This window comes from Pseudomonas sp. D47, from assembly GCF_045447305.1.
Taxonomy (GTDB): domain Bacteria; phylum Pseudomonadota; class Gammaproteobacteria; order Pseudomonadales; family Pseudomonadaceae; genus Aquipseudomonas.
The window spans coordinates 82,292-108,784 of the sequence record NZ_JBJGXU010000017.1 but is presented as its reverse complement, the minus strand read 5'-3'; the positions used below and the strand labels follow the sequence as shown (position 1 = coordinate 108,784).

The 26,493-nt window shown below is 60.6% G+C and carries 24 protein-coding genes; 14 read left to right on the top strand and 10 right to left on the bottom strand.

The features are described from left to right. The first annotated feature begins 117 nt into the window (after positions 1 to 117). Both ACI77I_RS14175 and cysS read left to right on the top strand, forming a co-directional pair. Entirely contained in the window at positions 118 to 1,818 is a 1,701-nt protein-coding gene (locus ACI77I_RS14175; RefSeq protein WP_094952913.1) for a glutamine--tRNA ligase/YqeY domain fusion protein, read from the top strand. Between the two features lie 21 nt (positions 1,819 to 1,839). Beyond that, positions 1,840 to 3,228 (top strand): cysteine--tRNA ligase, encoded by a 1,389-nt coding sequence (cysS, locus tag ACI77I_RS14170; RefSeq protein WP_094952912.1) that lies wholly within the window; start codon positions 1,840 to 1,842, stop codon positions 3,226 to 3,228. Positions 3,229 to 3,428: 200 nt separating this feature from the next. On the opposite strand, the gene ACI77I_RS14165 is transcribed toward cysS, so the two are convergent. Together ACI77I_RS14165 and ACI77I_RS14160 are read right to left on the bottom strand one after the other, a co-directional pair. Further along, positions 3,429 to 4,109, bottom strand: coding sequence for a Type 1 glutamine amidotransferase-like domain-containing protein (locus tag ACI77I_RS14165; RefSeq protein ID WP_406997804.1), 681 nt, complete (start codon positions 4,107 to 4,109; stop codon positions 3,429 to 3,431). 49 nt (positions 4,110 to 4,158) lie between these two features. Beyond that, complete coding sequence (locus ACI77I_RS14160; protein WP_094952910.1) at positions 4,159 to 4,701, bottom strand: dihydrofolate reductase family protein; 543 nt, start codon at positions 4,699 to 4,701, stop codon at positions 4,159 to 4,161. A gap of 239 nt (positions 4,702 to 4,940) precedes the next feature. Here ACI77I_RS14160 and ACI77I_RS14155 point away from each other — a divergent pair, with 239 nt between their 5' ends. Continuing rightward, a complete protein-coding gene (locus tag ACI77I_RS14155) occupies positions 4,941 to 5,399 on the top strand; it encodes an HIT family protein (RefSeq protein ID WP_242150683.1) in 459 nt (152 codons plus the stop codon). A gap of 69 nt (positions 5,400 to 5,468) precedes the next feature. Here ACI77I_RS14155 and ACI77I_RS14150 read toward each other — a convergent pair whose 3' ends face one another. Continuing rightward, positions 5,469 to 5,645 (bottom strand): Type 1 glutamine amidotransferase-like domain-containing protein, encoded by a 177-nt coding sequence (locus tag ACI77I_RS14150; protein ID WP_242150680.1) that lies wholly within the window; start codon positions 5,643 to 5,645, stop codon positions 5,469 to 5,471. 354 nt (positions 5,646 to 5,999) lie between these two features. Between ACI77I_RS14150 and ACI77I_RS14145 the strand changes: the two genes are divergently transcribed. After that, positions 6,000 to 9,668 carry a hypothetical protein gene (locus ACI77I_RS14145; protein ID WP_406997802.1) on the top strand — a complete coding sequence of 1,223 codons (3,669 nt, stop codon included), beginning with the start codon at positions 6,000 to 6,002 and terminating at the stop codon, positions 9,666 to 9,668. 22 nt (positions 9,669 to 9,690) lie between these two features. Here ACI77I_RS14145 and ACI77I_RS14140 read toward each other — a convergent pair whose 3' ends face one another. The 7 genes from ACI77I_RS14140 to ACI77I_RS14110 all read right to left on the bottom strand — a co-directional run bounded on the left by ACI77I_RS14140 (position 9,691) and on the right by ACI77I_RS14110 (position 16,895). After that, positions 9,691 to 10,053, bottom strand: a complete 363-nt coding sequence (locus tag ACI77I_RS14140) for a Na+/H+ antiporter subunit G (protein WP_094952907.1) — start codon at positions 10,051 to 10,053, stop codon at positions 9,691 to 9,693. Next, the gene (locus ACI77I_RS14135; RefSeq protein ID WP_094952906.1) at positions 10,050 to 10,328 is read right to left on the bottom strand and encodes a K+/H+ antiporter subunit F; all 279 of its coding nucleotides are present in this window, start codon (positions 10,326 to 10,328) and stop codon (positions 10,050 to 10,052) included. The genes ACI77I_RS14140 and ACI77I_RS14135 overlap by 4 nt, the downstream gene beginning before the upstream one ends. Beyond that, on the bottom strand, positions 10,325 to 10,813 hold the full coding sequence (locus ACI77I_RS14130; protein WP_094952905.1) for a Na+/H+ antiporter subunit E: 489 nt from the start codon (positions 10,811 to 10,813) through the stop codon (positions 10,325 to 10,327). Before ACI77I_RS14130 ends, ACI77I_RS14135 begins: the two co-directional genes overlap by 4 nt. Beyond that, a complete protein-coding gene (locus tag ACI77I_RS14125) occupies positions 10,810 to 12,492 on the bottom strand; it encodes a monovalent cation/H+ antiporter subunit D (RefSeq protein ID WP_094952904.1) in 1,683 nt (560 codons plus the stop codon). The genes ACI77I_RS14130 and ACI77I_RS14125 overlap by 4 nt, the downstream gene beginning before the upstream one ends. After that, positions 12,489 to 12,833, bottom strand: a complete 345-nt coding sequence (locus ACI77I_RS14120) for a Na+/H+ antiporter subunit C (protein ID WP_094952903.1) — start codon at positions 12,831 to 12,833, stop codon at positions 12,489 to 12,491. Before ACI77I_RS14120 ends, ACI77I_RS14125 begins: the two co-directional genes overlap by 4 nt. After that, entirely contained in the window at positions 12,833 to 15,754 is a 2,922-nt protein-coding gene (locus ACI77I_RS14115) for a monovalent cation/H+ antiporter subunit A (protein ID WP_406997801.1), read from the bottom strand. The genes ACI77I_RS14120 and ACI77I_RS14115 overlap by 1 nt, the downstream gene beginning before the upstream one ends. Before the next feature lie 211 nt (positions 15,755 to 15,965). Further along, positions 15,966 to 16,895, bottom strand: a complete 930-nt coding sequence (locus tag ACI77I_RS14110; RefSeq protein ID WP_263273458.1) for a DMT family transporter — start codon at positions 16,893 to 16,895, stop codon at positions 15,966 to 15,968. Positions 16,896 to 16,987: 92 nt separating this feature from the next. Between ACI77I_RS14110 and ACI77I_RS14105 the strand changes: the two genes are divergently transcribed. The 10 genes from ACI77I_RS14105 (at position 16,988) to ACI77I_RS14060 (ending at position 26,481) form a co-directional block, all read left to right on the top strand. Continuing rightward, the gene (locus tag ACI77I_RS14105; RefSeq protein WP_094953129.1) at positions 16,988 to 17,551 is read left to right on the top strand and encodes a helix-turn-helix domain-containing protein; all 564 of its coding nucleotides are present in this window, start codon (positions 16,988 to 16,990) and stop codon (positions 17,549 to 17,551) included. A gap of 154 nt (positions 17,552 to 17,705) precedes the next feature. Continuing rightward, positions 17,706 to 18,902, top strand: a complete 1,197-nt coding sequence (locus ACI77I_RS14100; protein ID WP_406997800.1) for an SfnB family sulfur acquisition oxidoreductase — start codon at positions 17,706 to 17,708, stop codon at positions 18,900 to 18,902. Positions 18,903 to 18,914: 12 nt separating this feature from the next. After that, positions 18,915 to 19,241: an acyl-CoA dehydrogenase gene (locus ACI77I_RS14095; RefSeq protein ID WP_094953127.1), complete on the top strand. Its 327-nt coding sequence runs from the start codon at positions 18,915 to 18,917 to the stop codon at positions 19,239 to 19,241. After that, the gene (locus ACI77I_RS14090) at positions 19,241 to 20,620 is read left to right on the top strand and encodes an LLM class flavin-dependent oxidoreductase (protein ID WP_406997799.1); all 1,380 of its coding nucleotides are present in this window, start codon (positions 19,241 to 19,243) and stop codon (positions 20,618 to 20,620) included. The genes ACI77I_RS14095 and ACI77I_RS14090 overlap by 1 nt, the downstream gene beginning before the upstream one ends. 122 nt (positions 20,621 to 20,742) lie before the next feature. Further along, the gene (locus tag ACI77I_RS14085; RefSeq protein WP_406997798.1) at positions 20,743 to 21,645 is read left to right on the top strand and encodes an acyl-CoA synthetase; all 903 of its coding nucleotides are present in this window, start codon (positions 20,743 to 20,745) and stop codon (positions 21,643 to 21,645) included. Next, complete coding sequence (locus ACI77I_RS14080) at positions 21,642 to 22,412, top strand: ABC transporter ATP-binding protein (RefSeq protein ID WP_094953123.1); 771 nt, start codon at positions 21,642 to 21,644, stop codon at positions 22,410 to 22,412. Before ACI77I_RS14085 ends, ACI77I_RS14080 begins: the two co-directional genes overlap by 4 nt. Further along, a complete protein-coding gene (locus ACI77I_RS14075) occupies positions 22,412 to 23,293 on the top strand; it encodes a branched-chain amino acid ABC transporter permease (protein WP_145164041.1) in 882 nt (293 codons plus the stop codon). Before ACI77I_RS14080 ends, ACI77I_RS14075 begins: the two co-directional genes overlap by 1 nt. 4 nt (positions 23,294 to 23,297) lie before the next feature. Continuing rightward, the gene (locus ACI77I_RS14070) at positions 23,298 to 24,347 is read left to right on the top strand and encodes a branched-chain amino acid ABC transporter permease (protein ID WP_406997797.1); all 1,050 of its coding nucleotides are present in this window, start codon (positions 23,298 to 23,300) and stop codon (positions 24,345 to 24,347) included. 22 nt (positions 24,348 to 24,369) lie between these two features. Next, a complete protein-coding gene (locus ACI77I_RS14065) occupies positions 24,370 to 25,710 on the top strand; it encodes an ABC transporter substrate-binding protein (RefSeq protein ID WP_094953118.1) in 1,341 nt (446 codons plus the stop codon). A 3-nt stretch (positions 25,711 to 25,713) separates the two neighbouring features. Next, on the top strand, positions 25,714 to 26,481 hold the full coding sequence (locus tag ACI77I_RS14060) for an ABC transporter ATP-binding protein (protein ID WP_242150656.1): 768 nt from the start codon (positions 25,714 to 25,716) through the stop codon (positions 26,479 to 26,481). Positions 26,482 to 26,493: the final 12 nt, after the last annotated feature.

The following is a 26,493-nucleotide window of genomic DNA, read 5'->3' as shown; positions in this document are numbered from 1 at the left end:
TAATTAAAGCAGCAGTTTTTGGTCGTGGCCTGTCAGTGTCTTGACTGCTTCGGCTATTATGAGCCCTTTGTTTTATCTGGCCCCACCCGGCCACGAACCTGTCTGTTCAAGGATCCTATGAGCAAGCCCACTGTCGACACTACCTCGAATTCCAAGGCCGGACCTGCCGTCCCGGTCAATTTCCTGCGCCCGATCATCCAGGCGGACCTGGATTCGGGCAAGCACACGCAGATCGTCACCCGCTTCCCGCCAGAGCCCAACGGCTACCTGCACATCGGTCACGCCAAGTCGATCTGTGTGAACTTCGGCCTGGCCCAGGAGTTCGGTGGCGTTACGCACCTGCGTTTCGACGACACCAACCCGGCCAAGGAAGACCAGGAATACATCGACGCCATCGAAAGCGACATCAAGTGGCTGGGCTTCGAATGGTCCGGTGAAGTGCGCTATGCGTCCAAGTATTTCGACCAGCTGTTCGACTGGGCAGTGGAGTTGATCAAGGCTGGCAAGGCCTACGTTGACGACCTGAGCCCGGAACAAGCCAAGGAATACCGTGGCAACCTGACTGAGCCTGGCAAGAACAGCCCGTTCCGCGACCGTTCGGTCGAAGAGAACCTGGACTGGTTTGCCCGCATGCGCGCCGGTGAGTTCCCGGACGGTGCCCGTGTACTGCGCGCCAAGATCGACATGGCCTCGCCGAACATGAACCTGCGCGACCCGATCATGTACCGCATCCGCCATGCCCACCACCACCAGACCGGTGACAAGTGGTGCATCTACCCGAACTACGACTTCACCCACGGTCAGTCGGACGCCATCGAAGGCATCACCCACTCGATCTGCACCCTGGAGTTCGAAAGCCATCGCCCGCTGTACGAATGGTTCCTTGACAGCCTGCCGGTACCGGCGCACCCGCGTCAGTACGAATTCAGCCGCCTGAACCTGAACTACACCATCACCAGCAAGCGCAAGCTCAAGCAACTGGTCGATGAAAAGCACGTGTTTGGCTGGGACGACCCACGCATGTCGACGCTGTCGGGCTTCCGCCGCCGCGGCTACACCCCGGCGTCGATCCGTAACTTCTGCGACATGGTCGGCACCAACCGTTCCGACGGCGTGGTCGATTTCGGCATGCTCGAGTTCAGCATCCGCCAGGACCTCGACGCGAACGCCCCGCGCGCCATGTGCGTGCTGCGTCCGTTGAAAGTCGTGATCACCAACTACCCGCAAGACAAGGTCGACAACCTCGAACTGCCGCGTCATCCGCAGAAAGAAGAACTCGGCGTGCGCAAGCTGCCGTTCGCGCGTGAAATCTACATCGACCGCGATGACTTCATGGAAGAGCCGCCAAAAGGCTACAAGCGCCTGGAGCCGAATGGCGAAGTGCGCCTGCGCGGCAGCTACGTGATCCGTGCCGATGAAGCAATCAAGGACGCCGATGGCAACATCGTTGAACTGCGCTGCTCGTACGACCCAGAAACATTGGGCAAGAACCCTGAAGGCCGTAAGGTCAAGGGCGTGGTGCACTGGGTGCCGGCCGCTGCCAGCATCGAGTGCGAAGTACGTCTGTACGATCGTCTGTTCCGCTCGCCGAACCCTGAGAAGGCCGAAGACAGCGCCAGCTTCCTGGACAACATCAACCCTGACTCGCTGCAAGTTCTCACCGGTTGTCGTGCCGAGCCATCGCTTGGCGACGCACAGCCGGAAGACCGTTTCCAGTTCGAGCGCGAAGGTTACTTCTGCGCGGATATCAAGGACTCCAAACCTGGTCAGCCGGTATTCAACCGTACCGTGACCTTGCGTGATTCGTGGGGCCAGTGATTAAGTCTTAAGGGATTCAACGTGCTAACGATCTACAACACGCTCAGCAAGACCAAAGAAGTCTTCAAGCCCCTGGATGGCAACAAGGTGCGCATGTACGTGTGCGGCATGACCGTGTACGACTACTGCCACATCGGCCACGGCCGCAGCATGGTTGCCTTCGACCTGGTGACCCGCTGGTTGCGTTTCAGCGGCTATGACTTGACGTATGTGCGCAACATTACCGACATCGACGACAAGATCATCAACCGTGCCAACGAAAACGGCGAGTCGTTCGACGCGCTGACCGAGCGCATGATCGCCGCCATGCATGAGGACGAGGCGCGCCTCAACATCCTCAAGCCGGACATGGAACCGCGCGCCACGGATCATATCCCTGGCATGCACGCGATGATCCAGACCCTGATCGACAAGGGTTACGCCTACGCTCCGGGCAATGGCGACGTGTACTACCGTGTCGCTAAGTTCATGGGCTACGGCAAGCTGTCGCGTAAGAAAATCGAAGACTTGCGCATTGGTGCGCGTATTGAAGTCGACGAAGCCAAGCAAGACCCGCTCGACTTCGTGCTGTGGAAAGGCACCAAGCCCGGCGAGCCGAGCTGGGAGTCGCCATGGGGCGCCGGGCGTCCGGGCTGGCACATCGAATGCTCGGTGATGTCGACCTGCTGCCTGGGTGACACCTTCGACATTCATGGCGGCGGCAGCGACCTCGAGTTCCCGCACCACGAAAACGAAATCGCCCAAAGCGAAGCCGCCACCGGCAAGACCTACGCCAATGCCTGGATGCACTGCGGCATGATCCGCATCAATGGCGAGAAGATGTCCAAGTCCTTGAACAACTTCTTCACCATTCGCGACGTGCTGGAAAAGTACCATCCGGAAGTGGTGCGTTACCTGCTGGTGTCCAGCCACTACCGCAGCGCGATCAACTACTCGGAAGACAACCTCAAGGACGCCAAAGGCGCCCTGGAGCGTTTCTATCATGCGTTGAAAGGCTTGCCGGCCGTGGCGCCTGCGGGCGGTGAAGCGTTCGTTGCGCGGTTTACCCAAGTCATGAACGACGACTTCGGCACACCGGAAGCCTGCGCGGTGCTGTTTGAGATGGTGCGTGAGATCAACCGCTTGCGTGAGACGGATCTCGACGCAGCGGCGGGGCTTGCGGCGCGCTTGAAAGAGCTGGCTAGCGTCTTGGGTGTTCTGCAGATGGAAGCCGATGACTTCCTGCAAGCGGGCGCTGAAGGGCGTGTGGATGCGGCTGAGGTTGATGCGCTGATTCAGGCGCGTTTGGCTGCTCGGGCTAATAAAGATTGGGCGGAGTCCGACCGGGTTCGTGACCAACTGACCGCGATGGGTGTGGTGTTGGAAGACGGCAAGGGTGGGACGACGTGGCGGTTGGCTGATCAAGCCTGATTTACCCGCTGAATAAAAAACGCCCCGACTGGTTCGGGGCGTTTTTTTTGGATCGTTCCCACGCTCTGCGTGGGAATGCCGCCCCGGACGCTCTGCGTCGCGCTTTTAGCGAACGCCTCAAACCCTGAATACGGTGACGCGGAGCGTCACGGGATGCATTCCCAGGCGGAGCGTGGGAACGATCAACCGCTTCACTATCGCTATCGGAGTGTCAGGTACGCCCCGGACGTGCTGACTTCATAAGCGCTGCCCGCTGCGCCGTCATGGATCGTCTGGTGGTATTTGCCTTCTTTGAAATGCAGAGCAACGCCATCATCTACCGCGTACGCAGGCCGTATACCCTGAAGACGAACAAGCTCGACAAACGATGCTTCCCTTCCTGCCTCTGAGCTGAAGTGGGGACACAACGCTCCAGGAAGTAAGCCCAAACCCTCGACCAGCGCGAAGGCCCCCCCTGAGTCAGAGTGCCCATAGTCAAACCAGCAAATGGCCCCGGCACTGACACCACACAGCACTTTGCCGTCTTCCCACGCCGCCTTAAGAAGCTCTGCAACGCCAAACTCGCGCCAGATAGCCAACATGGCTCGCGTATTCCCACCTGGCACATAAACGATATCGGCCTGTTCAAACAACGACGAAATATGCTCTGCGCTGGGAAACGGCGAGATGAAAAACGTCAGCGTGGTGACGGCGCAACCCGCGCCTTCGTATTTGGCGATAAAGTCGGAAATCTTGACCCTGTCATCGCCATTGGCGGTAGAGATATACAGAACGGTGGGATGTGATTTGCCCGAAGACGAGACGATCTGTTCGTCAATACGCGTCATGCGCGTCATGTCCTCGGGGGATTCGCCACCCATAACAATGATGTGCTTATCCACGGTGGCCTCCGGTTGTCTTGAGCTGCCCGAATCTGAGCGTCAGGCTGATTCAGGCGACCTGATACGTGCTCTGCACAAACCCATTGTCCGACACATACGTGCCGACATGGCGCAGTTCACGCTCACTGCCGACCTGGCTGAACAAGGGCAGCCCTTGGCCCAACAACACCGGAATACGGGTGATGATCAACTCATCGATCAGGCCTGCTTCAAGAAACGCCTGGATCGTTTGGCCTCCGTCGATATAGAGGTGTTTCATACCGCGCTCGGCTAACTGTTCCACGAGGGTGGTTACGCCCGCTGACATCATCTCAACCTTGCCTCGCACATGCGCAGGTAGCTCGAATGATTGGTGCGAGAGGGCGATGACAGGCGTGCCTTCATAGGGCCATTCCGGGAAGGATAAGACTTTCTCCAGGGTTTTACGGCCCATCACCAGCGCATCGACCGTGGCGATGAAGCTTTCATACGTCACGCCGTTCAGCTGCGCAGCTTCGTACTCCGGCCGGTGCAACCACTCGATGTCACCGTCTGGCCGAGCAATAAAACCGTCGAGGCTTACTGCGATAAAGACGGAGCATTTGATATCCATTAGACGTAGACCTCCTTAAACACATAGTCATTGGCAGCTTTGCACCCACCGACTGTATCCCAAACGCTGCAATACCCGCCAACTGCTCAACCGTCGCACCGCCTTTGATGGCGATTCATGCCGCTGAGGGGGCTATTTCCTAGGGGCTTGCAGAAAATACATTTGTTTTGACGCCCGCCGAACCATGGTTTTAGATGACCGCCACGACCAAACTCATGAAGAAACCGGCGGATATCTAAATGGATTGTATTTTTTGCAGCATTGTCCGAAAGACCTCTCCAGCCCACATTCTATGGGAGGACGAACACCACATGGCGTTCCTGTCGATCTTCCCGAACACACCGGGTTTCAGCGTGGTGATCCCCAAACAGCATTACGGCAGCTACGCGTTCGCGCAGTCGGATGCGGTGTTGTCGGCGCTGATCGTGGCCTCCAAGAAGGCGGCGCTGCAGATTGACCGGGCGTTTCCTGACGTGGCACGCACGGGGATGATGCTGGAAGGCTATGGGGTGGATCACTTGCACGCGAAGCTGTTTCCCATGCATGGCACGGGGCAGGACAGTGCGTTCAAGCCTATCAGTTCCAAGGTGGATAAGTTTTTTGAGGCGTATGAGGGTTACATCTCATCCCACGATTTTGTGCGGGCCGATGATGCCGAATTGGCGCAGCTGGCGGCGCATATTCGATCGTTCGGCTGAAGATCATCCAGTGGTATTTGCCATTTTTGAAATGCAAAGCAACGCCATCGTCGACTGCATAGGCGCGCTTTAATCAGAGTGCCCCGCGCCAAGCCAGCAAATGGCTCCGGCACTGACACCACAGAGTACTTTGCCGTTTTCCCACGCTTGCTTAAGAAGACCTGCACAGGCAAAAGGCGAAAGGAAAAACGCCAGCGTGGTGACGGCGTACCCCGTGCCTTCATATTTGGCGATGAAGTCGGACACCTTGATCCTGTCACCACCATTGACTGTAGACCTACAAAAAACGGTGGGCGGTCTTCGGCTGCCTGGATTTTTCAATGGGCGGATAGGAACTTTCTTATAGAGGGTGCGGGATTTTTTTCCTAGTTTGGCTGCAACGGTTCTTAGGACGAGGACACTTTTCAGTGGCTCTGTTGCAGAGGATTGATGATGCCAATTTCCCTTATGCCGTACGCCAAGCCTCAGAGTGGGTACCCATCGACCGCGGATAACTCACCTTCCACATTCGCTCCATCCTCCGAGCCTCCCCAACCTGCAAGCCAAAGCCTGGGCGGCTCCCCGTCGCTTGCACCGACAGACGATCAAAAACGACTGCCCGTGTTCCCGTCCATCGAAACACGTGGAGGCCTGAGATCGCCCGGGCGATTCGAGGAACCTTCTGATGACGCCGACCCTGTCGCTGCCCGGCGCGAGAAACGCGCGATTGTGAGCACGTCTGACAAACCTGCGCGCAACACGCTGGGCATGTGGGCGGGCCCGCACTCTCATTCCGCCGATACCGATAAAACCCTTCAGGCGCAGTTGATTGCGAAGATGGGCAGTGTGTCGGATTCGCTGGTGACCGTGCCCGAGCAGTCTCTGATTTCTCAGCCGTTCGAAATCTACAAGCGCGTGGTGAATCAGCCCGAGGTTTTAGCCTGGCTGAGGAGCAAGGGTTTTTCCCTGGAGTCGGTGACTATCGGCAAAAACAGCGTATCGGGCCTTGTTACCCAGAATGGAGTGACCTCTCCTCAGACATTCACCCTGCAAGACACTTCCGGCTGGTGGCAGGTATCGGCGCGCGTGATGCAAGCGCTTGAGGCGTTAGACCCCAAGCACAAGGGTGTGCCTTATGTGTCTATGAACAGCCAGCAAGTTTCGCGGAATGTGGCGAGCTTGTTTTATGGCGTCAGTGCGCCTTATACCGAGGATCAGGCGAGTGCGCTTGTGACAAGTCTGGTGGCAGGCTGGCCCGCGCTGTCTGCAGCAGAAACACGCAATCACCAACTCAGGTTTGAATGGTCAAAGCGGGGGATCAATGAGCTCGATGATCGAGAAAATCTCGCAGACGCTTTGGAGCGCGCGGCGAAGGGCGTTGCGGACAATGGGCCATTATCGTTAGCGGGTACCGAATTCGAGGTCTCACGAACAAACCCGTTGAAGAGCGATCAAGAGGCCCGCAGGCGCTTGGCCGAGCTGATGGCACTTCCTGAAATGCAGGGTGTGCTGGCGGAGCTGGGGCAAACATTGCCGGACCAGACGGTTCGTATCAGCGAAGGTCGCCTGCAAGTGCTGCAACTGACCCCAAATCAGTGGCTGGATGTAGCTGTCAGTGATAGTTGGAGCCAGCCGTTGAAAGACGCATTGGCGGCAGTTGTCGTGCTGAGCGAACAGACGGGTAACGCGCTCTACTCAGACGATCGCCACGATCTGCGGCAAGTCGCGAGGTCGATGGGCCTGGATGCACTCGACACAGCAGGGCAGGCTCGCGCCGCTGCCAAATGGTTGCGCACCCAATTCGCCCCGACGACGCCTGTCGGCAATTATGCGAAATTACTTCCTCAGGAGTGGGCTGCGGGCACCTTGTCGGCTAGCGACAAAAGTACGTTGATTTCGTTGGCGACGAATCAGAAGTATGGAGCTAATACGATAGGGATCGAATTGGGTCGTCGGATCGTGACTCAAGTCGACCCGCAGGAAACAGCAGCCAAGGCAGACCAGATCTGGGACGAATTACTCAACACCCCGCAGGCCCAGCAGTGGGGGCGGGAACTCGCCCAGGCGTTGGGTTGGTATAAGGGAGAGGGTGATGACGATATGGATGCCGCGGAGCGAAAAAGTCTGCTGACCTCCGCCATCATGCTCAGTGTTGACCCTAATGTTCCCGCTGCCCCGGGAAGTGCCGCCGGTTATCAATTTTACACTCCGGCCAATATGGGCCGTGAGATGGGGGCTGTACGCAAAGACTTTGAAAAACACTTGATCGAGAAAAAAGGCGTGAGCGTACGTGCTGCGCCGTTGGTGGCTCATCTGTTCCTGGCACACGCCGCACCTGAGTTTCTGGTGAAACCGGACCAGCAGGCGTCAGCAAAACTCCCTGTGCCGCTACTTCAGTCTCCAGAAAAAATACGTATAGGCAGCCCGGCGTGGATGACGGTTAGCCTGGGCAGTGCATTGGCCGACGTGTGGGGCGGCGCTGGAGCCAGTCGCGGCATGAGCCTGAATGAGCTTGGAGCACTGACCACCCAGGAGGCCGTTCTGCCGCAACAACAAGCTCTGGCTATAGCGCTTGGTGCTAAGCGGGTGCTCGATGTGGGGGTCATGACCGGTACTGTGCCCCGACGCAGCGACGGTAACTATACGCCCGGCGATTACCAGTTGGCGTCTGACGGCATTACTCGTCGTTCCGAGGCGGTCGAGCAATCCGTGGTCACCCTGGGGACTGCACCGCCCACCCGTAGCAGTCTGGCAATCAAGGCGCTGAAGCGGGCGTTTCCTGAGTTGACTGACAGTGAGATAGAAACTGTCGAAGTGAAGAAGCCCCCAACTAAATACAGCCTCTCAGGTGTCGGCACAAATACTAAGTGGCTCACGTTGGTTGAGGCGTATGCAACGGGGGAACTGCATGAAAGTTGGCTTTCCTTCACCCATCCTCGGATTACACAAGCGCAATTTGACGCCCGCATAAAGACACTTGAGCCTATTGCCGGTCAGGTCGGGGGCGCAGTCAATCAATATCTAAGCGATGTCAAGGGAGCGATGCCCTCGCTTATGAAGATGACTCTTGCAGACTTACCTCTGGACGTTCGGCAGGCTATTGAGTGGGGGGATGTTCAGGTCTATAGGCTGCGTCGGGAAACCGGAGAGACGCAGAGCCAAGACGCTAACAAGGGAAATAAAGTAGCCCAGAATCGGGGGTGGTACGGGGTGCTGCTGCGGATCAAATACGAGGGAAAAACTCGGACGCTTGAGTATTTCCCAACGTCCGGGACGATTATTGATCGCACGGCCAGTTTGGCGGGAAAAAAATTGGACCTGAATGGGGGTGTCATTGAAGAAGATACCGTGTCCGCCTGGCGAAGTGGTACGAAGACACTTCGGTATTTGCGGGGCACTCAACAACCTTTTGATTTCAACGCACACCACACGGGGGAGGCCCCTCGTGACAAATACTCGTCGAAGGTCATCATTTCCAAAGTAGGGGTTTCCCTGGCAGGGTCGGCTTTGAAAGGGGCTGGTGACAACCGCAATGAGTGGGTGCCTGACACCTTTGGCTCCGCCAAAAGCCAGGCGATTATCGACGTTATACTTTCGGGTAATTACATAGGCAACTATAGCGGGCATCGCCAGGCACTCATTGATCATGCAAATGCAGTGCTGCCCAGTGAAGATAACGTCCGGGGCTACGTCAATCGTCTAATGAACAAAGAAAATGGTCGCGCGCTGGTGTCGATGATTTCGTTCATCGGCCCGTTGGTTGACATCTATGAGGGCAACATTAAGGACGGCTTGAAAGGCTTGGCAATTGATACGTTGCTGTTTATTGGCGCGGGAGGTTTACAGGCCGCCCGCAAAGCATGGAAGGCGATCAAGTTTGCATCACGCCTGAACAAGCAGGCATTTCGTGTCTCTGTTATCCAGGAAGGCACTGCATTGCTGCGTGGGATATTTAATCCGGGTGAAGGCTTCTTTGGTCTGCCGAACCACCCGAGTCGACTTGGAAATTTTCTAAGGCGTTCGCACAAGGGCGTTCCCGTCAGGATCGGGATGGGGGTGTTCGTACCTGTTGATCTTTTCGCAAAGGCTCGCTTTGCCAAGGATGCTGCTCCCACCGTATCCGAGATGCTCAAAAAGGCGAATGCCAAGCCTATGACGCCTGTAGAGGGCACGGTTAATGAGGTAACGCTGAAGGCCATCAAGGAGCAGGAAAAATGGTATGCGATCGATCCCGACAGCGGTTTGCCAGGCGGCTCGCCCCTGCCAGGCTTTACCCCTAAAACCCCTTAGTGCCGGCGGGCCGATGGAGTCGCTAGGCTGATTTTGATACGTCTTCAGCTCGGCGACTACTCACCTCGGCGGGTACGTCATCACCCGCCATACGCTTGCGAAACAGCCCCGTGCGCGCCAGCAGCAAGGTGGTCACCGGCACGGTGATCGCCAACAAAATCGGAATCAACCACCCGTGCAGCACCGGCGCGGACTTGAGCACCGAAAAGTAGATAATCGACGCCAGCGCCACACACCACGCGCCCAACGTCGAGGCCAATGCCGGTGGGTGCATACGTTGGAAAAAGTCCTTCATGCGCAACAACCCAATCGCGCCGATCAGCGCAAACAGGCTGCTCAGCACCAGCAGCACCGCCACGATTACTTCAACCCATATCGGCATCATTCAATCACCTCGCCACGCAGCAGGAATTTCGCCAGGGCGAACGACCCGACAAAGCCAAACAGCGCAATCAGCAGCGCCGCTTCAAAGTAGGTGTCACTGGCGTAGCGAATGCCGAGCACCAGCATCATCAGCATCGCCAGGATGTACAGGTAGTCCAGCGCCAGTACCCGGTCCTGGGCCGAGGGGCCTTTGAACAGGCGCACCAGGGTCAGCGCCATCGCCAAGGAGAACAGGAACAGGCTGACCAGAATCGCATTGGAGAGCAGGGCGCTCATTCGAAGATCTCCATCAGGGGCCGTTCGTAGGCGTGTTTGAAGTGCTGGATAAACTGGGCTTCATCATCCAGGTCGAACACGTGGATCAGTAAAACACTGCGGTCCAGCGCCAGTTCCGACCAGACGGTGCCAGGCGTCACGCTGGTGATCATCGAGAGCACGGCCAGGCCATTGGCATTGCGCAGGTCCAGCGGGATCTTGATAAAGCGCGAGCGCGGTGCTCGTGAGCCGCACGTGAGCACGCCCCAGGCCACTTTCAGGTTGGAGATGATCACGTCGTGACCCACCAGGAAAAACAGGCGGATGATCACGCCAGGGCGGCGGATGCGAATCGGCAGCGGGCGCAGTGGCGCCATCAGCAGCGGCGCGAGAAAGCCCAGCAATGCGCCCAGCAGCAGGTTGCCGGGGCTGACCGACACGTTCAGTACCAGCCACAACAGCCACAACGCCAGCGACAGCCACGGGGCAGGGAGCAGACGCTTCATGGCTGCACCTCCAGGGCGGCGGCCTTGGCTTCAGGGCTCGGAATCGGGCGCGTCGCCATCACGGCCATCACGTAGTGTTCCGGGTTGTTCAGGCTATCGGCGGTGGCCTGGGTGTAGCGCATCAACGGTTCGGCCTTGAAGGTCAGCAGGATGCTCAGGCCGAGCAGGAAGAAGATCGGCAGGCACTCATAGCGGCGCAGCAGCGGCGAGGGGCGCTCTTCCGGGGTCCAGAAGCGCTGGATGCCCAAGCGCGCGAAGGCGATCAACGAGGCCAGGCCCGACAGAATCAGCAACGCCACCAAGCCCCAGGCAGCTGGGCGGATTGGCTCATCCACTGCGTTGCCCAGGCCCATAGGGTTAACCAGCGCACTTAGCAGGCTGAGCTTGCCGATAAACCCGGACAGCGGCGGCATGCCGATGATCAGCAGTGCACAGGCGACAAAGCTCAAGCCGAGGAAGGCCATGGTCCAGGGAATGACTTGGCCGACCACGGCTTTCTGCTCATCGTCCAGGTTCACGCCGGGACGCGGATGCAGGGATTCCATGGCTTTGGGCAGCGCATCGATTTCTTCATCCAGTGGCAGGTCATTGGCCGAACGCGAACGCTCGATCAATTCCGCCAGCAGGAACAGCGCGCTCAAGGCCAGCGTCGAGCTGACCAGATAGAACAACGCGCCGGCGGTCAGGCTGGGCTGGGCAAAACCCACGGCCGACAGCAGGATCCCGGCCGACACCAGAATGCTCAAACTCGCCATGCGTTCCAGCCGCTGCGCCGCCAGCATTGCCAGCGCCGCGCAGATGATGGTCGCCATGCCGCCGTACACCAGCCAGTCGCCGCCGAACAGCGCTGAGGCACCAGCCTGGCCGGAGAACAATAGGGTCCACAGGCGCAGCACGGTGTACACGCCGACCTTGGTCATGATCGCAAACATCGCCGCCACCGGCGCACTGGCCGAGGAATAGGCGGGCGCCAGCCAGAAGTTCAGCGGCCACATGCCGGCTTTGGCCAGAAAGGCTGTCGCCAGGATTGCCGCGCCTGCGTGCAACAGGCCGCGATCGGCTTCCGGCACCAGCGGGATTTTCAGCGCCAGGTCAGCAAAGTTCAGCGTGCCGGTGACCCCGTAGATCATCGCTGCGCCAATCAGGAACAGCGACGACGCCAGCAGGTTGATGGCGATGTAATGCAGCCCCGACGACACCCGCGCACGGCCCGAGCCGTGCAGCATCAAACCGTAGGACGCCGCCAGCAGCACCTCGAAGAACACGAACAGGTTGAACAGGTCTGCGGTGAGAAAAGCACCGTACAGGCCCATCATCTGGATCTGGAACAATGCATGGAAGCTGGTGCCCGCTCGGTCCCAGCGGGCCATGGCGAACAGCAGCGCACTCACGCCGATGATCCCGGTGAGCACCAGCATCATCGAAGACAGTTGGTCCACCACCAGCACAATACCGAACGGCACCTGCCAGTTGCCCGGCAGGTACACGCCAATCGAGCCGGGGCCGCCTTGCTGCGTCAAGTACAGCAGCAGGATAGCGATGCCCAGGCCGACGACGCTGGAGAACAGATTGATTTTGGCTTTCAGCGGGCGGCGTTTCTCGCCGAGCATCAGCATCAGCGCGGCGGTCAGCAACGGCAGCAGGATCGGCGCGACGATCAGTTGATTCATCCACGTCATTCCTTGGGCTCCCGGCCGTCTACATGGTCAGTGCCGGTCAGGCCCCGGGAGGCCAGCAGCACCACCAGGAACAACGCGGTCATGGCGAAGCTGATCACAATGGCCGTCAGCACCAGGGCCTGGGGCAGCGGATCGGTGTAGTGGAGCAGGTCTTGCGGCACGCCGTTCTTGATGATCGGTTCCTTGCCGATAAACAGGCTGCCCATGCTGAAAATGAACAGGTTGACCCCATACGACAGCAGGCACAGGCCCATCACCACTTGGAACGTCCGTGGCCGCAGGATCAACCAGACGCCGGAGGCCGCCAGGACCCCAATGGCAATTGCAATGACTTCTTCCATCAGGCGGCTCCTTCCGTTGCGGCAACCACTTTGGCCTGGTTGCTCGGTTTGTGGGCCCGCACGGATTGGTGACCGAGGGCGGTGAGCATCAGCAGCGTGGAACCGACGACCATGGCGTACACGCCGACGTCGAAGAACAACGCGCTGGCGACGTGGATGTCGCCGAGCACCGGCACGCTGAAATGCCAGGTGTGGGTGGTAAGGAACGGGTAACCGGCAAACAACGCGCCGAGCCCGGTGAGCGTTGCCGAGAGCAGGCCGAAGCCCATCCAGCGCATCGGGCGCAGGCTCATCTGCGCTTCTACCCACTGGGTACCGGCAACCATGTATTGCAGGATGAACGCCACTGACATCACCAGGCCTGCGACGAAACCGCCGCCCGGCTGGTTGTGGCCGCGCATGAACAGGTAGAACGACACCACCAGCGCGATCGGCAGCAGCAGGCGTACCAGCACCGCTGGCACCATCATGAAGCCCAGGGCCGTATCGCTGGCATGGCGTGGGTTGACCAGGTCGGTGGCCACGTCCGGCGCCAATTGGCGCTGTTGTGCAGGCAATTGCATGCTTTCTTTCGATGGGCGGAAGCGCCGCAGCAGCGCATACACCGTCAGTGCCACGGCGCCGAGCACGGTGATTTCGCCGAGGGTGTCGAAACCGCGGAAGTCCACAAGCATCACATTCACCACATTGCTGCCGCCGCCTTCGGGCAGGGCGCGGCTCAGGTAGAACGAGGAAATGTCGTTGGGCGTCTGGCGCGTCAGCATCGCGTAGGACAGCAGCGCCATGCCGCCGCCCACTACGGTGGACAGCAGGAAGTCACGCAGGCGACGAATGCGCGCCTTGCGCAGCGAGCTGGGCAGTGGCGAGACTTCTTCGATCCGCCGTGGCAGCCAGCGCAGGCCCAGCAGGATCAGCACGGTGGTCACCACTTCAACCACCAATTGCGTCAGTGCCAGGTCCGGCGCTGAGAACCACACGAAGGTGATGCAGGTCATCATGCCGCACACGCTGACCATGGTCAGGGCCGCCAGCCGGTGATACTTGGCTTGCCACGCGGCGCCGAGAGCGCAGGCAATTGCCAGCAGCCACAGGGTGACGAACACGATGGAACCCGGGATCTTCGGCCGGTCGCCCCAACTGATGCCGCTGTTGAGCATCGGGATCAAGCCGGTGACCACCGCCGCCAGCACCAGCAGGAACAGCTGGGTCTGCAGGCGCTTGGTGTTGATGCGTTTCTCGATCTTGCGCGCGCCACGCATCATCACCACCAGGCAGCGCTCGAACATGCGCTTGCCGTCGAAGTAACTGATGATCGGCGGATATTTGAAGCGGCCACGCTTGAGTTGCTTGCGCAGCAGCAGGTAGAGCACCACGCCACCGGACATGGCCACCAGGCTCATGATCATCGGTGCGTTCCAGCCGTGCCAAATCGCCAGGCTGTACTCGGGCAGTACGCCGCCCACCACCGGCAGCGCGGCGGCGGCGAGGATCGAACCGACCACCTGGGCCGGGAAGATGCCAACCAGCAGGCAGGTGAATACCAGCAACTCAACCGGTGCACGCATCCAGCGCGGCGGTTCGTGGGGTGTGTGGGGCAGGTCGGTCGCGGGCGGGCCGAAGAATACATCGACCGTGAAGCGCAAGGCGTAGGCCACGCTGAAAGTACCGGCGATCGTCGCAATGGCCGGCAGGGCGATTTCCACCCAGGCGGTCGACGAGATAAATACGGTTTCGGCGAAGAACATCTCTTTGGACAGGAAGCCGTTAAGCAACGGCACGCCAGCCATCGACGCACTGGCCACCATCGCCAGTGTCGCGGTAAACGGGATCAGCCGCACCAAGCCACTGAGCTTGCGGATATCACGGGTGCCGCTTTCGTGGTCGATGATGCCCGCGGCCATGAACAGCGAGGCCTTGAACGTGGCGTGGTTGAGAATATGGAATACCGCAGCGACGGCGGCCAGTGGGCTGTTGAGGCCCAGCAGCAAGGTGATCAGCCCGAGGTGGCTGATAGTGGAGTAGGCCAGCAGGCCCTTGAGATCATTTTGGAACATAGCGCAGTAAGCGCCGAGGAGGAGGGTGATCGCGCCGGCACCGCCGACGATCCAGAACCATTCTTCGCTGCCGGACAGCGATGGCCACAGGCGGGCCAGCAGGAACACGCCGGCCTTCACCATCGTCGCCGAGTGCAGGTAGGCTGAAACCGGGGTCGGCGCCGCCATCGCGTGGGGCAGCCAGAAGTGGAACGGGAACTGTGCACTTTTGCTCAAAGCGCCGATCAGCACCAGGGCCAGCATGACCGGGTACAGCGAGTGCGCGCGAATCTGGTCGCCCGCCGCCAGCACCTGGTCCAGGTCGTAGCTGCCGACGATATGCCCCAGCAGCATCACGCCCGCCAGCAGGCACAGGCCGCCCGCACCGGTGACCATCAGCGCCATATAGGCACCGCGCCTGGCATCGGCGCGATGGTGCCAATAGCCGATCAACAGGAACGAGAACAGGCTGGTCAGTTCCCAGAAGAACACGATCTGGATCAGGTTGCCGGAAATCACCAGCCCGAGCATGGCGCCCATGAAGGCCAGGAAAAACGCGAAGAAACGCGGCACCGGGTCGTCCGGCGACATGTAGTAACGCGCGTACAGCGCCACCAGCGTGCCGATGCCCAGCACCAGCATCGAGAACAGCCAGGCAAAACCATCCATGCGCAACACGAAGTTCAGCCCAAGGCTGGGCAACCACATGAATTCTTCGCGGATCACGCCACCGTGGGCGATCTGGGGGTAGAGCAGGGCGACTTGAATGGTGCCGACCAGAGCTACAAGGCCGGCCAACAGGGATTCGGTGTTACGTGCATTGTGCGGCAGCAAGGCCGCCAGACAGCTGCCAATAAAAGGCAGAAGCAGTAGAACTATCAGGGACATAGGCTTCTAATCTGCGGGAGTTTGGGATGCATCATACGTGCCGCTTTCTCGATCACCAAACGGCAAGATGTGGCAGGATCCTACAAAGTAGGCTGAAAACCCCGATTTAGCATTGTTTCAGGTGAACCCATTCCAGCCAGCGACACCCCACACTGTGGGAGTCGGGCTTGCCCGCGATGGCGATCTGACAGCCATCGCCAGCAGTCTGACCTTACCCTTGCTGTTCCTGTTCCCTCTCAGCTTGCAGTTCGAGCGCCTTCTGCCCCTTCGTTTTCAATTCACTCACAATCACCGCCGCCACAATCAGCGCGGCCCCGACCATCGCAATCGGCGGGAAGCGCTCCCCGGCAATCCGCCCAACTACACCGGCCCACACCGGCTCACCGGCATAGATCAAGGTGGCACGTGTCGGTGAAACACTCTGCTGCGCCCAGTTCATCGCGACCTGGATCACCGCACTGGTCAAGCCCAGGCCCACTGCGCTGAACAGCAGAAGCCAGGAGAAACCCGGCAAGGCTTCACCCATCGGCACCACCATCAGGAACGACAGCAACGACGCCGTGGCCAGTTGCACCACGGTCACCCGGCGCACATCCACCTGCCCGGCAAACGCGCTGATCAAGATGATCTCGGCAGCCACCGCCACCGCACAGATCAGCGTGGCGATTTCGCCGGGGCTGAAGTTCAGCGATGCGCCGGCCGGGCCAGTGAGCAGCATCAACCCGGTAAACGCCAGCATGATGCCGATGGCCGGCATCAGCCCTGGGCGACGGCCCAGCACCAGCCACTGCAACAGCGGTACACAGGGCACATACAGCGCCGTGATAAACGCCGATTGGCTGCTCGGAATCGTCTGCAGGCCGATGGTCTGCATGCCGTAGCCGAACATGATCGAGGTGCCGATGAAAGCGCCCGCCTTCAATTCAAACAGGGTCAGGTCGCGCAGGGTACGCAAGGAAAAGAACCCAACCACAATCGCCGCCGCCGCAAACCGCAGGCCCACGAAAAACATCGGCCCACTGACGGTCATCGCATGTTGCACCAGCAAAAAGGTGCCGCCCCAAATCATGGTGATCACCACCAGGATGCATTCGGCTTTGCTGAAACGGTTGAAACGTGAGGGCGTGTTCGGGGCTGTCATGGCGGCTCGGTCTTGCAAGGGAAAGGCACGGACCGCACAATGCGCCGCACGCTGGGCAGTATACTGCGCACACCTACCTCATGAGCAATATAGTGCACAAAGAAAATCCACAACGGGCATCGGTCCTGCAACACGTCAGCCAGAACGTCCGTCGTCTGCGGCATGCTGCCGACATGAGCCAGACCGCGCTATCGGAAAAGTCCGGGGTCAGTCGGCGCATGCTGGTGGCCATCGAAGCCGGGGAGAAGAACGTCAGCCTGTCGACCCTGGACCGCGTGGCCGAGGCATTGGACGTGGCCTTCAGCGACCTGATCCAGGCCCCCGATGCGCTCGACCATAGCCGCATCAACGAACTGGCTTGGGCCGGTGACATCCCCGGCAGTAAAGCCGTGTTGCTGGCCAAGGCCACCGCTCGACGCGAAGTGGAATTGTGGGAGATGCGCCTGGAGCCGGGTGACCGCTACAGCCCGGAACCCGACCCGGACGGCTGGAGCGTGCAGCTGTTTGTGTTCGAAGGCCGCCTGACCCTGATCCTTGATGACGAAGAAAAACACGTCGCCGCCGGTGAGTTTTATATGTTCGCCAGTCGCCAGGCCCATGCCTATCGCAATGAGGGTGAGGTGGCGGTGCGCTTTGTGCGCAATGTGGTGATCTAACTGTTTACCCGGCAACAGTGGATGGACACTTTGCTGCTTTGAAGCGCGCCAAATAGCCTTATTTATTCAGCAACCTGCTGATTTTATTGGCGATTAAATTCAGGCACGACTCCTGCAAACACTCCAGTACCCCCTCGGAGCCTGGAGTCGGCCCATGTCAGCCCACCCTCAACACCCTGCCCATATCATCCGCTCGGATGCCGAAGCCATTGAGGTTGCCACGCGCTTGGCCGCCCGCTTCGCCATCGACGCCAGCGTGCGCGACCGCGAGCGGCGCCTGCCCGTGGACGAACTCGAGGCGTTCTCTGCCAGCGGCCTGTGGGGCATCACCATTCCCAAGGCCTACGGCGGCGCCGAGGTGTCCTATGTGACGGTGGCAGAGGTGATCAAATTGATCTCCGCCGCCGATCCCTCACTGGGGCAAATACCGCAAAACCACCTTGGCGTCGTCGACATCCTGCTGCAAACCGCCAGCGAGGAACAAAAGCTGCACTACTTCGGCAAGGTCTTGGCGGGTTACCGCTTCGGCAATGCCTTCTCCGAAGCCAAGAGCAAAAACGCCGGCACTTTCGATACCCAGATTCGTTTTGACGGCGACACCGCACAAATCAACGGCGAGAAGTTCTACTGCACCGGCGCGTTGTTCGCGCATATCGTGCCCACCGTCGGCAATAACGAAAACGATCAGGCTTTTATTGCTTTCGTCGAGCGTGATGCGCCGGGCCTCACTGTGATTGATAGCTGGGATGGCTTCGGCCAGCGCACCACCGCCAGCGGTGGCGTGACCCTCGACGGCGTGACCGTGCCCCGCACGGCGGTGATTCCGGCCCACCTGGCCTTTGACCAACCCACCGCCAATGGCCCGATTTCGCAGATTATCCAGGCGGCGGTCGACACCGGCATCGCCCTTGGCGCGCTGGAGCAGGCAAAAATCTACGCGCGTCAGGCCCGCCCATGGATCGACAGCCAGCAGGAACACGGCTGGCAAGACCCGTTCACCATCGCCGCTATCGGCGATCTGCAATGGCGTGTGCACGGCACCGAAGACATCCTCGCCAAGGCCGGCAAGGCGGTCGACCTCGCCTTGGCCGAACCGAATGAAGACACGGTGGCTCACGCTTCGCTGGTCGTTGCCCAGGCCAAAGTCTTGTCGGCCGAAACTGCCTTGCTCGCCAGCAGCAAGCTCTTCGAACTGGCCGGCACGCGCTCGGTGACCGGCAAGCACAACCTCGACCGCTTCTGGCGCAACGCGCGCACCCACACCCTGCACGACCCGGCCCGCTGGAAATACCACCTGATCGGCAACTTCGTGCTCAACGGCGTGAAGCCCGCGCGCCACGCCTGGAACTGAGGAGCCTGCCCCATGACTGCACTGAATCAAGCTCGCCAACTGCTGGAAGACACTCGCCGCACGGTTGAGAAAAGCGACGACCCCTACGTGATCAGCCGTTTCGGCGATTGGCAGATCCGTGTCGATGTGGCCGCCGCCTTGCTGGAGCGCGCCGACACTCACCCAAGCCCCGTCGCCTCTACCGAAGCGCAAATCGCTGCCGCCGAAGCGCTGATCTTCGCCAGCAACACCGAATTCGAACTCACCGGCCAACGCACCGCGCTGCCGCCCAGCCTTGATGATCCGTTGCGCTGGAAATACCAGATTGTCGGCAACTACCACCTCAACGGAGTGCTTTGATGTCCCGTGAAATCCGCTTGAATGCCTTCGACATGAACTGCGTCGGCCACCAGTCTCCGGGCCTGTGGGCGCACCCGCGTGACCGTTCGTGGCAGTACAAAGACCTCGAATACTGGACCGACCTGGCGAAAATCCTCGAGCGCGGCAAGTTCGACGGCCTGTTTATCGCCGACGTGCTGGGCATCTATGACGTGTACAACGGCAACGGTGACGCGGCGATTCGCCAGGCCGCGCAGGTGCCGGTCAACGATCCGTTGTCATTGATCGCGCCGATGGCGTTGGTCACCGAACACCTGGGGTTCGGCCTGACCGCCTCGTTGTCGTTCGAGCATCCGTATCCGTTCGCCCGCAGGCTTTCAACCCTCGACCACCTGACCAAGGGCCGCGTCGGCTGGAACATCGTCACCTCGTATCTGGAAAGCGGCGCGAAGAACCTCGGCCAGAAAGCCCAAACCGAACACGACGCGCGCTACGACTACGCTGAGGAATACTTGGAGGTTTGCTACAAGCTCTGGGAAGGCAGCTGGGAAGAGGGCGCGGTAGTGCGTGATCGCGAACGCCGATTTTTCAGCGATCCGAGCAAAATCCACGAGATCCGCCATGTCGGCAAACACTTCCAGGTGCCCGGCATTCATTTGTGCGAACCCTCGCCACAGCGCACGCCGGTGCTCTACCAGGCGGGAGCGTCCAGCCGTGGCAAGCAGTTTGCCGCCGAGCAAGCCGAGTGCGTGTTCGTCGCCGCGCCGTCCAAGGTGCTGCTGAAAAAGACCGTGGCCGATATCCGCCGCCGCGCGGCCGACGCTGGGCGTGACCCGAAGAAAATCCTCATCTTCAACTTGCAGACCGTGATCGTCGGCGAGACCGACGCGAAGGCCAAGGCCAAGTTTGAGGAATACAAATCCTACGTCAGCTATGAAGGCGCGATGGCGTTGATCTCCGGCTGGACCGGGATCGACTTCAGCCAGTTCAAACCGGATGAGCCGCTCAAGCACGTGCACACCAACGCCATTCAATCGGCAGTGGAAGCCTTCTCTACGGCCGACCCAAACAAGGTCTGGACGCCGAACGAGCTGGCCGACTGGGTCGGCATCGGCGGCTTTGGCCCACTGTTCGTCGGCGGCCCTGAGACGGTAGCGGACCTGCTGCAGGAATGGGTCGAAGAGACCGACGTGGACGGCTTCAACCTGGCCTATGCACTGACCCACGAAACCTTCATCGACGCCGTCGACCTGCTGGTGCCGGAGCTGCAAAAGCGCGGTGTGTACAAGACCGAATACGCCCCGGGCACCTTGCGCGAAAAGCTGTTCGGCGACGGCGCGCGGCTGGGGGCGAACCACCCGGGCGTCGGTTATCGCGACCTCAAGGCCACCACCCTCTAACTGAAACACCTCGCTCAATGTGGGAGCAGGCAAGCCAGCTCCCGCAGTTGATCGGTATTGATCCAAATAACTCAGCCAGCGGACCACCGCACGCTTAACCACCCAATAGGAGCATTACCCCTATGAGCGTGCACGAACTCAAACGTCCGCTGGCCCTGGAATGGCCCGCCGAGCTGCTTGGCAATCTGCCCAAGGCCCTGGAACAACTGCACCACTGGGCGCAGATCACCCCGCTGCACACTGCCTTGCGCCATAAGCGCCAGGGCCAGTGGTATGCCTGGCGCTGGATAGACACTTTGCGCGATGTCGAGCGCCTGGCAGATGGCTTGCGTCAGCAGGGCTTCAACGAGCAATCGCGGTTGGCCCTCAGCGGCGCTTTCGAGCCGAACCTGTTGCTGTTGGCCTTGGCCGCTCAGTCCATCGGCGGGCAGGTACTGACCCTGGCCGATAACCTTGAGCCCGAGGTGCTGTACCAACAGCTGTGGCGCATTCGCCCCACCCATTCTTATGCGCAGGGCCGCCAGCAAGTGCGGCACTGGCAGTCCGCCAACCCGGTGGATTTCGCCCAACTGCTCGGCCCCGTAGACCCGGCGCAGCACCTGCATCGCTGGTGGCAACCCAGCGCTGAAACCGCGTTGTGGAGCGAGGAGGGCACCCATTGGCAAGGCGGGTTGGCGGTGGTGCTGGAACAGTGGCTGAACAGCGGCCACGGCCTGGCCTTTCCCGAAAGCTCTGGCTCGGCCCGGCGTGATCGCAGTGAAGTTGCGCCGACGGGCTTGCTGCTGTCGCCCGAGCGTTTGCAGCACCTGGCCGACGACATCGAAAGCCGCCTCGCACCCCACGGCACGTGGCGCCGACGCCTGTGCGACTGGGCCATCGCCCACCCGCAAAGCGGCCTGCGCCAGTTGCTGAAAAGCCGCGTGCGCAGGCTGCTCGGCTTCCAGCGTCTGTCGTATATCTGGCAACCGCTTAAATCCACGGCCGAGTCGGTGTGGCTGGCTGAATTAAAACGGGACATCGCATGAGCCAGGCCATTCTCCAGGTGCGAGATATTTCGCTGTCGTTCAAAGGCGTCAAGGCCATCAATGCGTTGTCGTTTGACGTGCAGCGCGGCGAAATCTGCGCGTTGATCGGGCCAAATGGTGCGGGCAAGAGCTCGTTACTCAATGTGCTCAACGGCGTGTATCGCTTTGATGCCGGCGAGATCGTGTTTGAGCAACACCACTTCCACCGCATCGACCCGTTGGGCGCCGCGCGCCGAGGCATCGGCCGCACGTTCCAGAACAACGCGCTGTTCAAGAAGATGAGCGTGCTCGACAACATCCTCACCGGCCTGTCGCGGCATATGCGCAGCACCTTTATCGAACAGGCCCTAGGCTTGCCCCGCGCCCGGCGTGAGGCTGGAGCTTTCCGCCTGCGCGCCCAAGGCATCCTCGAATTCCTCGAGCTGCAAGCCCATCGCGACGTGCTGGTGGGCAACCTGTCCTACGGCCTGCAAAAGCGTGTGGAGCTGGGCCGGGCGTTGATCGCAGGCCCCAGCCTGTTGCTGCTCGACGAGCCCATGGCCGGGATGAATGCCGAGGAAAAACAGGAAATGGCGCGCTTCGTCGCCGACGTGAACCGCGACCTCGGCACCACCGTGGTGTTGATCGAACACGACATGGGTGTGGTCATGAGCCTGTCCGACCACGTGGTGGTGCTCGATTACGGGCGCAAGGTCGGCGATGGCACGCCGGCCGAGGTACAGGCCAACCCCGAGGTGATCGCAGCCTACCTGGGCGTGGTGCACTGATGACCTTCTTCTTTGAAACCCTGCTCGGCGGCCTGCTCGCCGGCACCCTGTACTCGCTGGTCGCCATCGGCTTCGTGCTGATCTACAAGGCCAGCGGCGTGTTCAACTTCGCCCAGGGCTCGATGCTGCTGTTCGCCGCGCTGACCTTTGTCAGCCTGCATGACCAAGGCGTGCCGTTCGCCCTGGCGCTGCTGCTGACGGTGATCGTGATGATCGTCGGCGCCTTGCTCATCGAACGGCTGGTGTTGCGCCCGCTGGTCAACCGTTCGCAGATCACGCTGTTCATGGCTACCTTGGGCCTGTCGTTCATTATCGAAGGCCTGGCCCAAGGCTTGATGGGCTCGCAGGTGCGCGCGCTGGATTTGGGCATCGACGACGTGCCGCTGTTTGTCGGGCCGCTGATGCTCAGCCAGTTCGACCTGATCGCCGCAGCGGCTGCGGTGGTGCTGGTCACGGTGTTGGCGCTGCTGTTCAACAAGACCCGCATCGGCGTGTCGTTGCGCGCGGTGGCGGATGACACCACGGCGGCGCTGTCCATCGGCATCAACCTCAACCGCATCTGGCAGATCGTCTGGGCCGTGGCCGGTGTGGTCGGGCTGGTGGCGGGGCTGTTGTGGGGCGCGCGCCAGGGTGTGCAGTTTTCGCTGTCGCTGGTGGTGCTCAAGGCCTTGCCGGTATTGATCATCGGCGGCTTTACCTCGATTGGTGGGGCGATTGTCGGCGGGCTGATTGTCGGCGCGGCGGAGAACCTCGCCGAGGTGTATATCGGCCCGTTGATCGGCGGCGGTATCACGCCGTGGTTCGCTTACGTATTGGCCCTGGCCTTCCTGTATATCCGTCCCGCCGGCCTGTTCGGCGAGCGCGCCATCGAGCGAGTCTGAAACCATGTCGATTCCCGTTGCTCAAGAAACCGCGCCGTTAGTGTTGATCCAGCGGCGCGTGCCGTGGGGCCTGCTTGGCCTGTTGGCGCTGGCTTTTATCGTGGTGCCGCTGTGGGGCAATGACTATTGGCTCAACGCGATCCTGATCCCGTTCCTAGTGCTGTCCCTGGCTGGGTTGGGCCTTAACCTGTTGACCGGCTACACCGGGCAAACCTCGGTGGGCGCGGCGGGTTTCATGGCCGTCGGCGCGTTTGCCACCTACGGCTTTGTGTTGCGTCTGCCGGAGTTGGGTTTGCCGGTGGCGCTGCTCGGTGGGGGCATTATCAGCGCACTGGTGGGGCTGTTGTTCGGTTTGCCCAGCTCGCGAATCAAGGGTTTCTACCTGATGGTCACCACGTTGGCGGCTCAATTCTTCCTGGAGTGGCTGTTCGTCAAATTTCCCTGGTTCTACAACTACGGCTCCTCGGGGACCATTTCCGCGCCAAAACTGGCGCTGTTCGGGCATGACCTCAACACGCCGTTGGGGCGCTACTTGCTGACCCTGATCACGGTGCTGTTGTTGACCTGGACCGCCGTGAATCTGGTGCGCAGCCAGGTCGGGCGCAACTGGATGGCGATCCGCGACATGGACACCGCCGCCGCCGTGGTCGGCATCCCAGTGGTGCGCTACAAGCGCCTGGCGTTCGCTGTCAGCTCGTTCTATTTAGGCATTGCCGGCGCGCTGTGGGCCTTCGCCTACCTGGGCACGGCCAGCGCCAGCAGCTTTGATATCAACCGCTCGTTCCAGATCCTGTTCATCATCATTATCGGCGGCATGGGCAGCATCGCCGGCAACTTTGTCGGCGCGGCCTTCATCAGTTTGCTGCCGATTTTTCTCAGCCATGCAGGCCAGGCGTTGCTCGGTGGCTCGGTGGATGCGGGGCAGTTGCAGAACCTGCAGAAAATCATCTTTGGCGTGCTGATCATCGTGTTCCTGATCAAGGAACCCGAGGGGTTGATTCGCCTGTTGCACAACCTGCGTGACCGTCTGCGGCAGTGGCCGCTGCGCTTCTAACATTCCCTCAAGAGAATCCAACATGCGTGCAACCTTGAAACGTTCCCTGGTCGGCGCCGCCTTCGCGCTGGCCGCATTGGCGGGCGCTGTGCCTCAGGCGATGGCCTCGCCCGACCAGCAATTCATTCCCCTGGCCACCTACCGTGTGGGCGCGTACGCGTCCAGCGGCGTGCAGGTGTGGGCCGGGATGATCGACTACCTGCGTTACATCAACGAGGTCGAAGGCGGCATCAATGGGGTGAAACTGGTGTGGCAGGAGTGCGAGACCGAGTGGACGGCGGAGAAGGGCATCGAGTGCTACGAGCGCTTCAAGAATGGCCTGGATGGCGCGCCGGTCGCGGTGTATCAACCCAATGGCGCCCCGGCGGCGTACGCGCTGAGTGAGCGTGCCGAGGTGGACAAGATCCCGCTGATCACCCTCGGTTACGGCCGCACCGAGGCCACCGACGGCACGGTGTTCCCGTATAACTTTCCGGTGATGCTGACCTTCTACAGCGAAGCCTCGACCTTGGTGAACTACATCGCCCAGCGCGAAGGTGGCTTCGACAAACTCAAGGGCAAGAAGATCGCCACGGTTTATCACGACTCGGCCTATGGTCGCGAAACCCTCGGCCCGCTGAAGTTGCTGGCGGAGAAATACGGCTTTGAAAATATCCAGATTCCAGTGGCCGACCCGGGCAACGAGCAATCGGCGCAATGGCGTCAGGTGCGCCAGGCGAATCCGGACTGGGTGTTCCTGCGCACCTGGGGCGTATCCACGCCCGTGGCGGTGAAAACCGCCGCACGCTTTGGCTTCCCGGTCGACCATATCATCGGCGATATCTGGGCCAGCTCCAGCGAAGACGTACTGCCCGCCGGCGCTTCCGCCAAAGGTTATCTGGCGCTGACGCCTTACCCGGCAGGCAGCGATTTTGAGATCCACAAACGCCTCAAGCAATACATCCTCGACAAGGGCCACAGCGACCTCAAGGACCTGAAAAACTTCGGCAGCGTCTACTACAACTCAGGCCTGGTGAATGCCGCCGTGGCCGTGGAAGCGATCCGCACCGGCCAGGCCAAATTCGGCAAGCGCCCACTCAACGGCGAAGAAGGCCGCTGGGGCCTGGAACACTTGAACATCGACGACGCTCGATTGAAGGGCATGGGTTACCTGGGCCTGATGCAGAACCTCAAGCTGTCGTGCCGCGACCATGAAGGCGGCGGCTCGGCGCGGGTGCAGCAGTGGGACGGCGCCAACTGGACGCTGATCAGCGACTGGATCGCCGCCGACCGCGCGCTATTGCGCCCGCTGATCGATGAGAAGTCCGCCGCGTTTGCGAAGGAAAAAGGCCTGACGCCACGCACCTGCACCGGGGATGAATAAACCATGAGCCAGCTCGCCGCTGAACCTGCGCAGCCGTCGCTGCTGACGGTCAATGATATTGAAGTCATCTACGACGGCGCGATCCTGGCGGTGGCCGGGGTGTCATTGAGCGTGCCCAAGGGCGCCATCGTCGCCTTGCTCGGCGCCAATGGCGCGGGCAAGAGCACCACGCTCAAGGCAATCTCGGGGTTGGTGCGAGCCGAACGCGCCGAGGTCAGCCGGGGCGTGATCGAGTATGCGGGCCGCGACCTGGCCGGCATCGACCCCAGCCAGCGCGTGCGCCAGGGCATGGTCCACGTGCTGGAAGGCCGGCATGTATTCGGCCAACTGAGCGTGGAAGACAACCTGCGCAGTGGCGGCTTTGTGCGGCGCCTGAGCCGCAAGGACCTGGAGCACGACCTGGAACGCATCTACTCCTGGTTCCCGCGGCTCAAGACCAAACGCCAGACCCGCGCCGGGCTGACCTCCGGCGGCGAGCAGCAGATGGTCGCCATCGGCCGCGCGTTGATGACCCGCCCTACGTTGGTGCTGCTCGACGAGCCCTCCATGGGGTTGGCGCCGATGATCGTGCAGGAGATTTTCGAGATCATCGCGCAGCTCAACCGCGAGCAGCAGGTGAGCTTCCTGATCGCCGAGCAGAACATCAACGTCGCGCTTAGCTATGCGTCCCAGGGTTACGTGCTGGATACTGGGCGCGTGGTCTTGAGCGGCAGCGCCGCTGAGTTGCTGGCACGCGGCGATTTGCATGATATTTATCTGGGTAAACAGTAAGGGCGAACGTGC

Excerpts from the sequence above, each read along its gene's own strand:
- ACI77I_RS14140 (WP_094952907.1), bottom strand. The coding sequence starts at position 10,053 with ATGATGCCGATATGGGTTGAAGTAATCGTGGCGGTGCTGCTGGTGCTG.
- ACI77I_RS14085 (WP_406997798.1), top strand. The coding sequence starts at position 20,743 with ATGAGCGTGCACGAACTCAAACGTCCGCTGGCCCTGGAATGGCCCGCC.
- ACI77I_RS14100 (WP_406997800.1), top strand. The coding sequence starts at position 17,706 with ATGTCAGCCCACCCTCAACACCCTGCCCATATCATCCGCTCGGATGCC.
- ACI77I_RS14070 (WP_406997797.1), top strand. The coding sequence starts at position 23,298 with ATGTCGATTCCCGTTGCTCAAGAAACCGCGCCGTTAGTGTTGATCCAG.
- ACI77I_RS14160 (WP_094952910.1), bottom strand. The coding sequence starts at position 4,701 with ATGGATATCAAATGCTCCGTCTTTATCGCAGTAAGCCTCGACGGTTTT.
- ACI77I_RS14075 (WP_145164041.1), top strand. The coding sequence starts at position 22,412 with ATGACCTTCTTCTTTGAAACCCTGCTCGGCGGCCTGCTCGCCGGCACC.
- ACI77I_RS14120 (WP_094952903.1), bottom strand. The coding sequence starts at position 12,833 with ATGGAAGAAGTCATTGCAATTGCCATTGGGGTCCTGGCGGCCTCCGGC.
- ACI77I_RS14130 (WP_094952905.1), bottom strand. The coding sequence starts at position 10,813 with ATGAAGCGTCTGCTCCCTGCCCCGTGGCTGTCGCTGGCGTTGTGGCTG.
- ACI77I_RS14115 (WP_406997801.1), bottom strand. The coding sequence starts at position 15,754 with ATGTCCCTGATAGTTCTACTGCTTCTGCCTTTTATTGGCAGCTGTCTG.
- ACI77I_RS14155 (WP_242150683.1), top strand. The coding sequence starts at position 4,941 with ATGGATTGTATTTTTTGCAGCATTGTCCGAAAGACCTCTCCAGCCCAC.
- ACI77I_RS14095 (WP_094953127.1), top strand. The coding sequence starts at position 18,915 with ATGACTGCACTGAATCAAGCTCGCCAACTGCTGGAAGACACTCGCCGC.
- ACI77I_RS14175 (WP_094952913.1), top strand. The coding sequence starts at position 118 with ATGAGCAAGCCCACTGTCGACACTACCTCGAATTCCAAGGCCGGACCT.
- ACI77I_RS14110 (WP_263273458.1), bottom strand. The coding sequence starts at position 16,895 with ATGACAGCCCCGAACACGCCCTCACGTTTCAACCGTTTCAGCAAAGCC.
- ACI77I_RS14135 (WP_094952906.1), bottom strand. The coding sequence starts at position 10,328 with ATGAGCGCCCTGCTCTCCAATGCGATTCTGGTCAGCCTGTTCCTGTTC.
- ACI77I_RS14090 (WP_406997799.1), top strand. The coding sequence starts at position 19,241 with ATGTCCCGTGAAATCCGCTTGAATGCCTTCGACATGAACTGCGTCGGC.
- ACI77I_RS14060 (WP_242150656.1), top strand. The coding sequence starts at position 25,714 with ATGAGCCAGCTCGCCGCTGAACCTGCGCAGCCGTCGCTGCTGACGGTC.
- ACI77I_RS14125 (WP_094952904.1), bottom strand. The coding sequence starts at position 12,492 with ATGACGTGGATGAATCAACTGATCGTCGCGCCGATCCTGCTGCCGTTG.
- ACI77I_RS14065 (WP_094953118.1), top strand. The coding sequence starts at position 24,370 with ATGCGTGCAACCTTGAAACGTTCCCTGGTCGGCGCCGCCTTCGCGCTG.
- ACI77I_RS14080 (WP_094953123.1), top strand. The coding sequence starts at position 21,642 with ATGAGCCAGGCCATTCTCCAGGTGCGAGATATTTCGCTGTCGTTCAAA.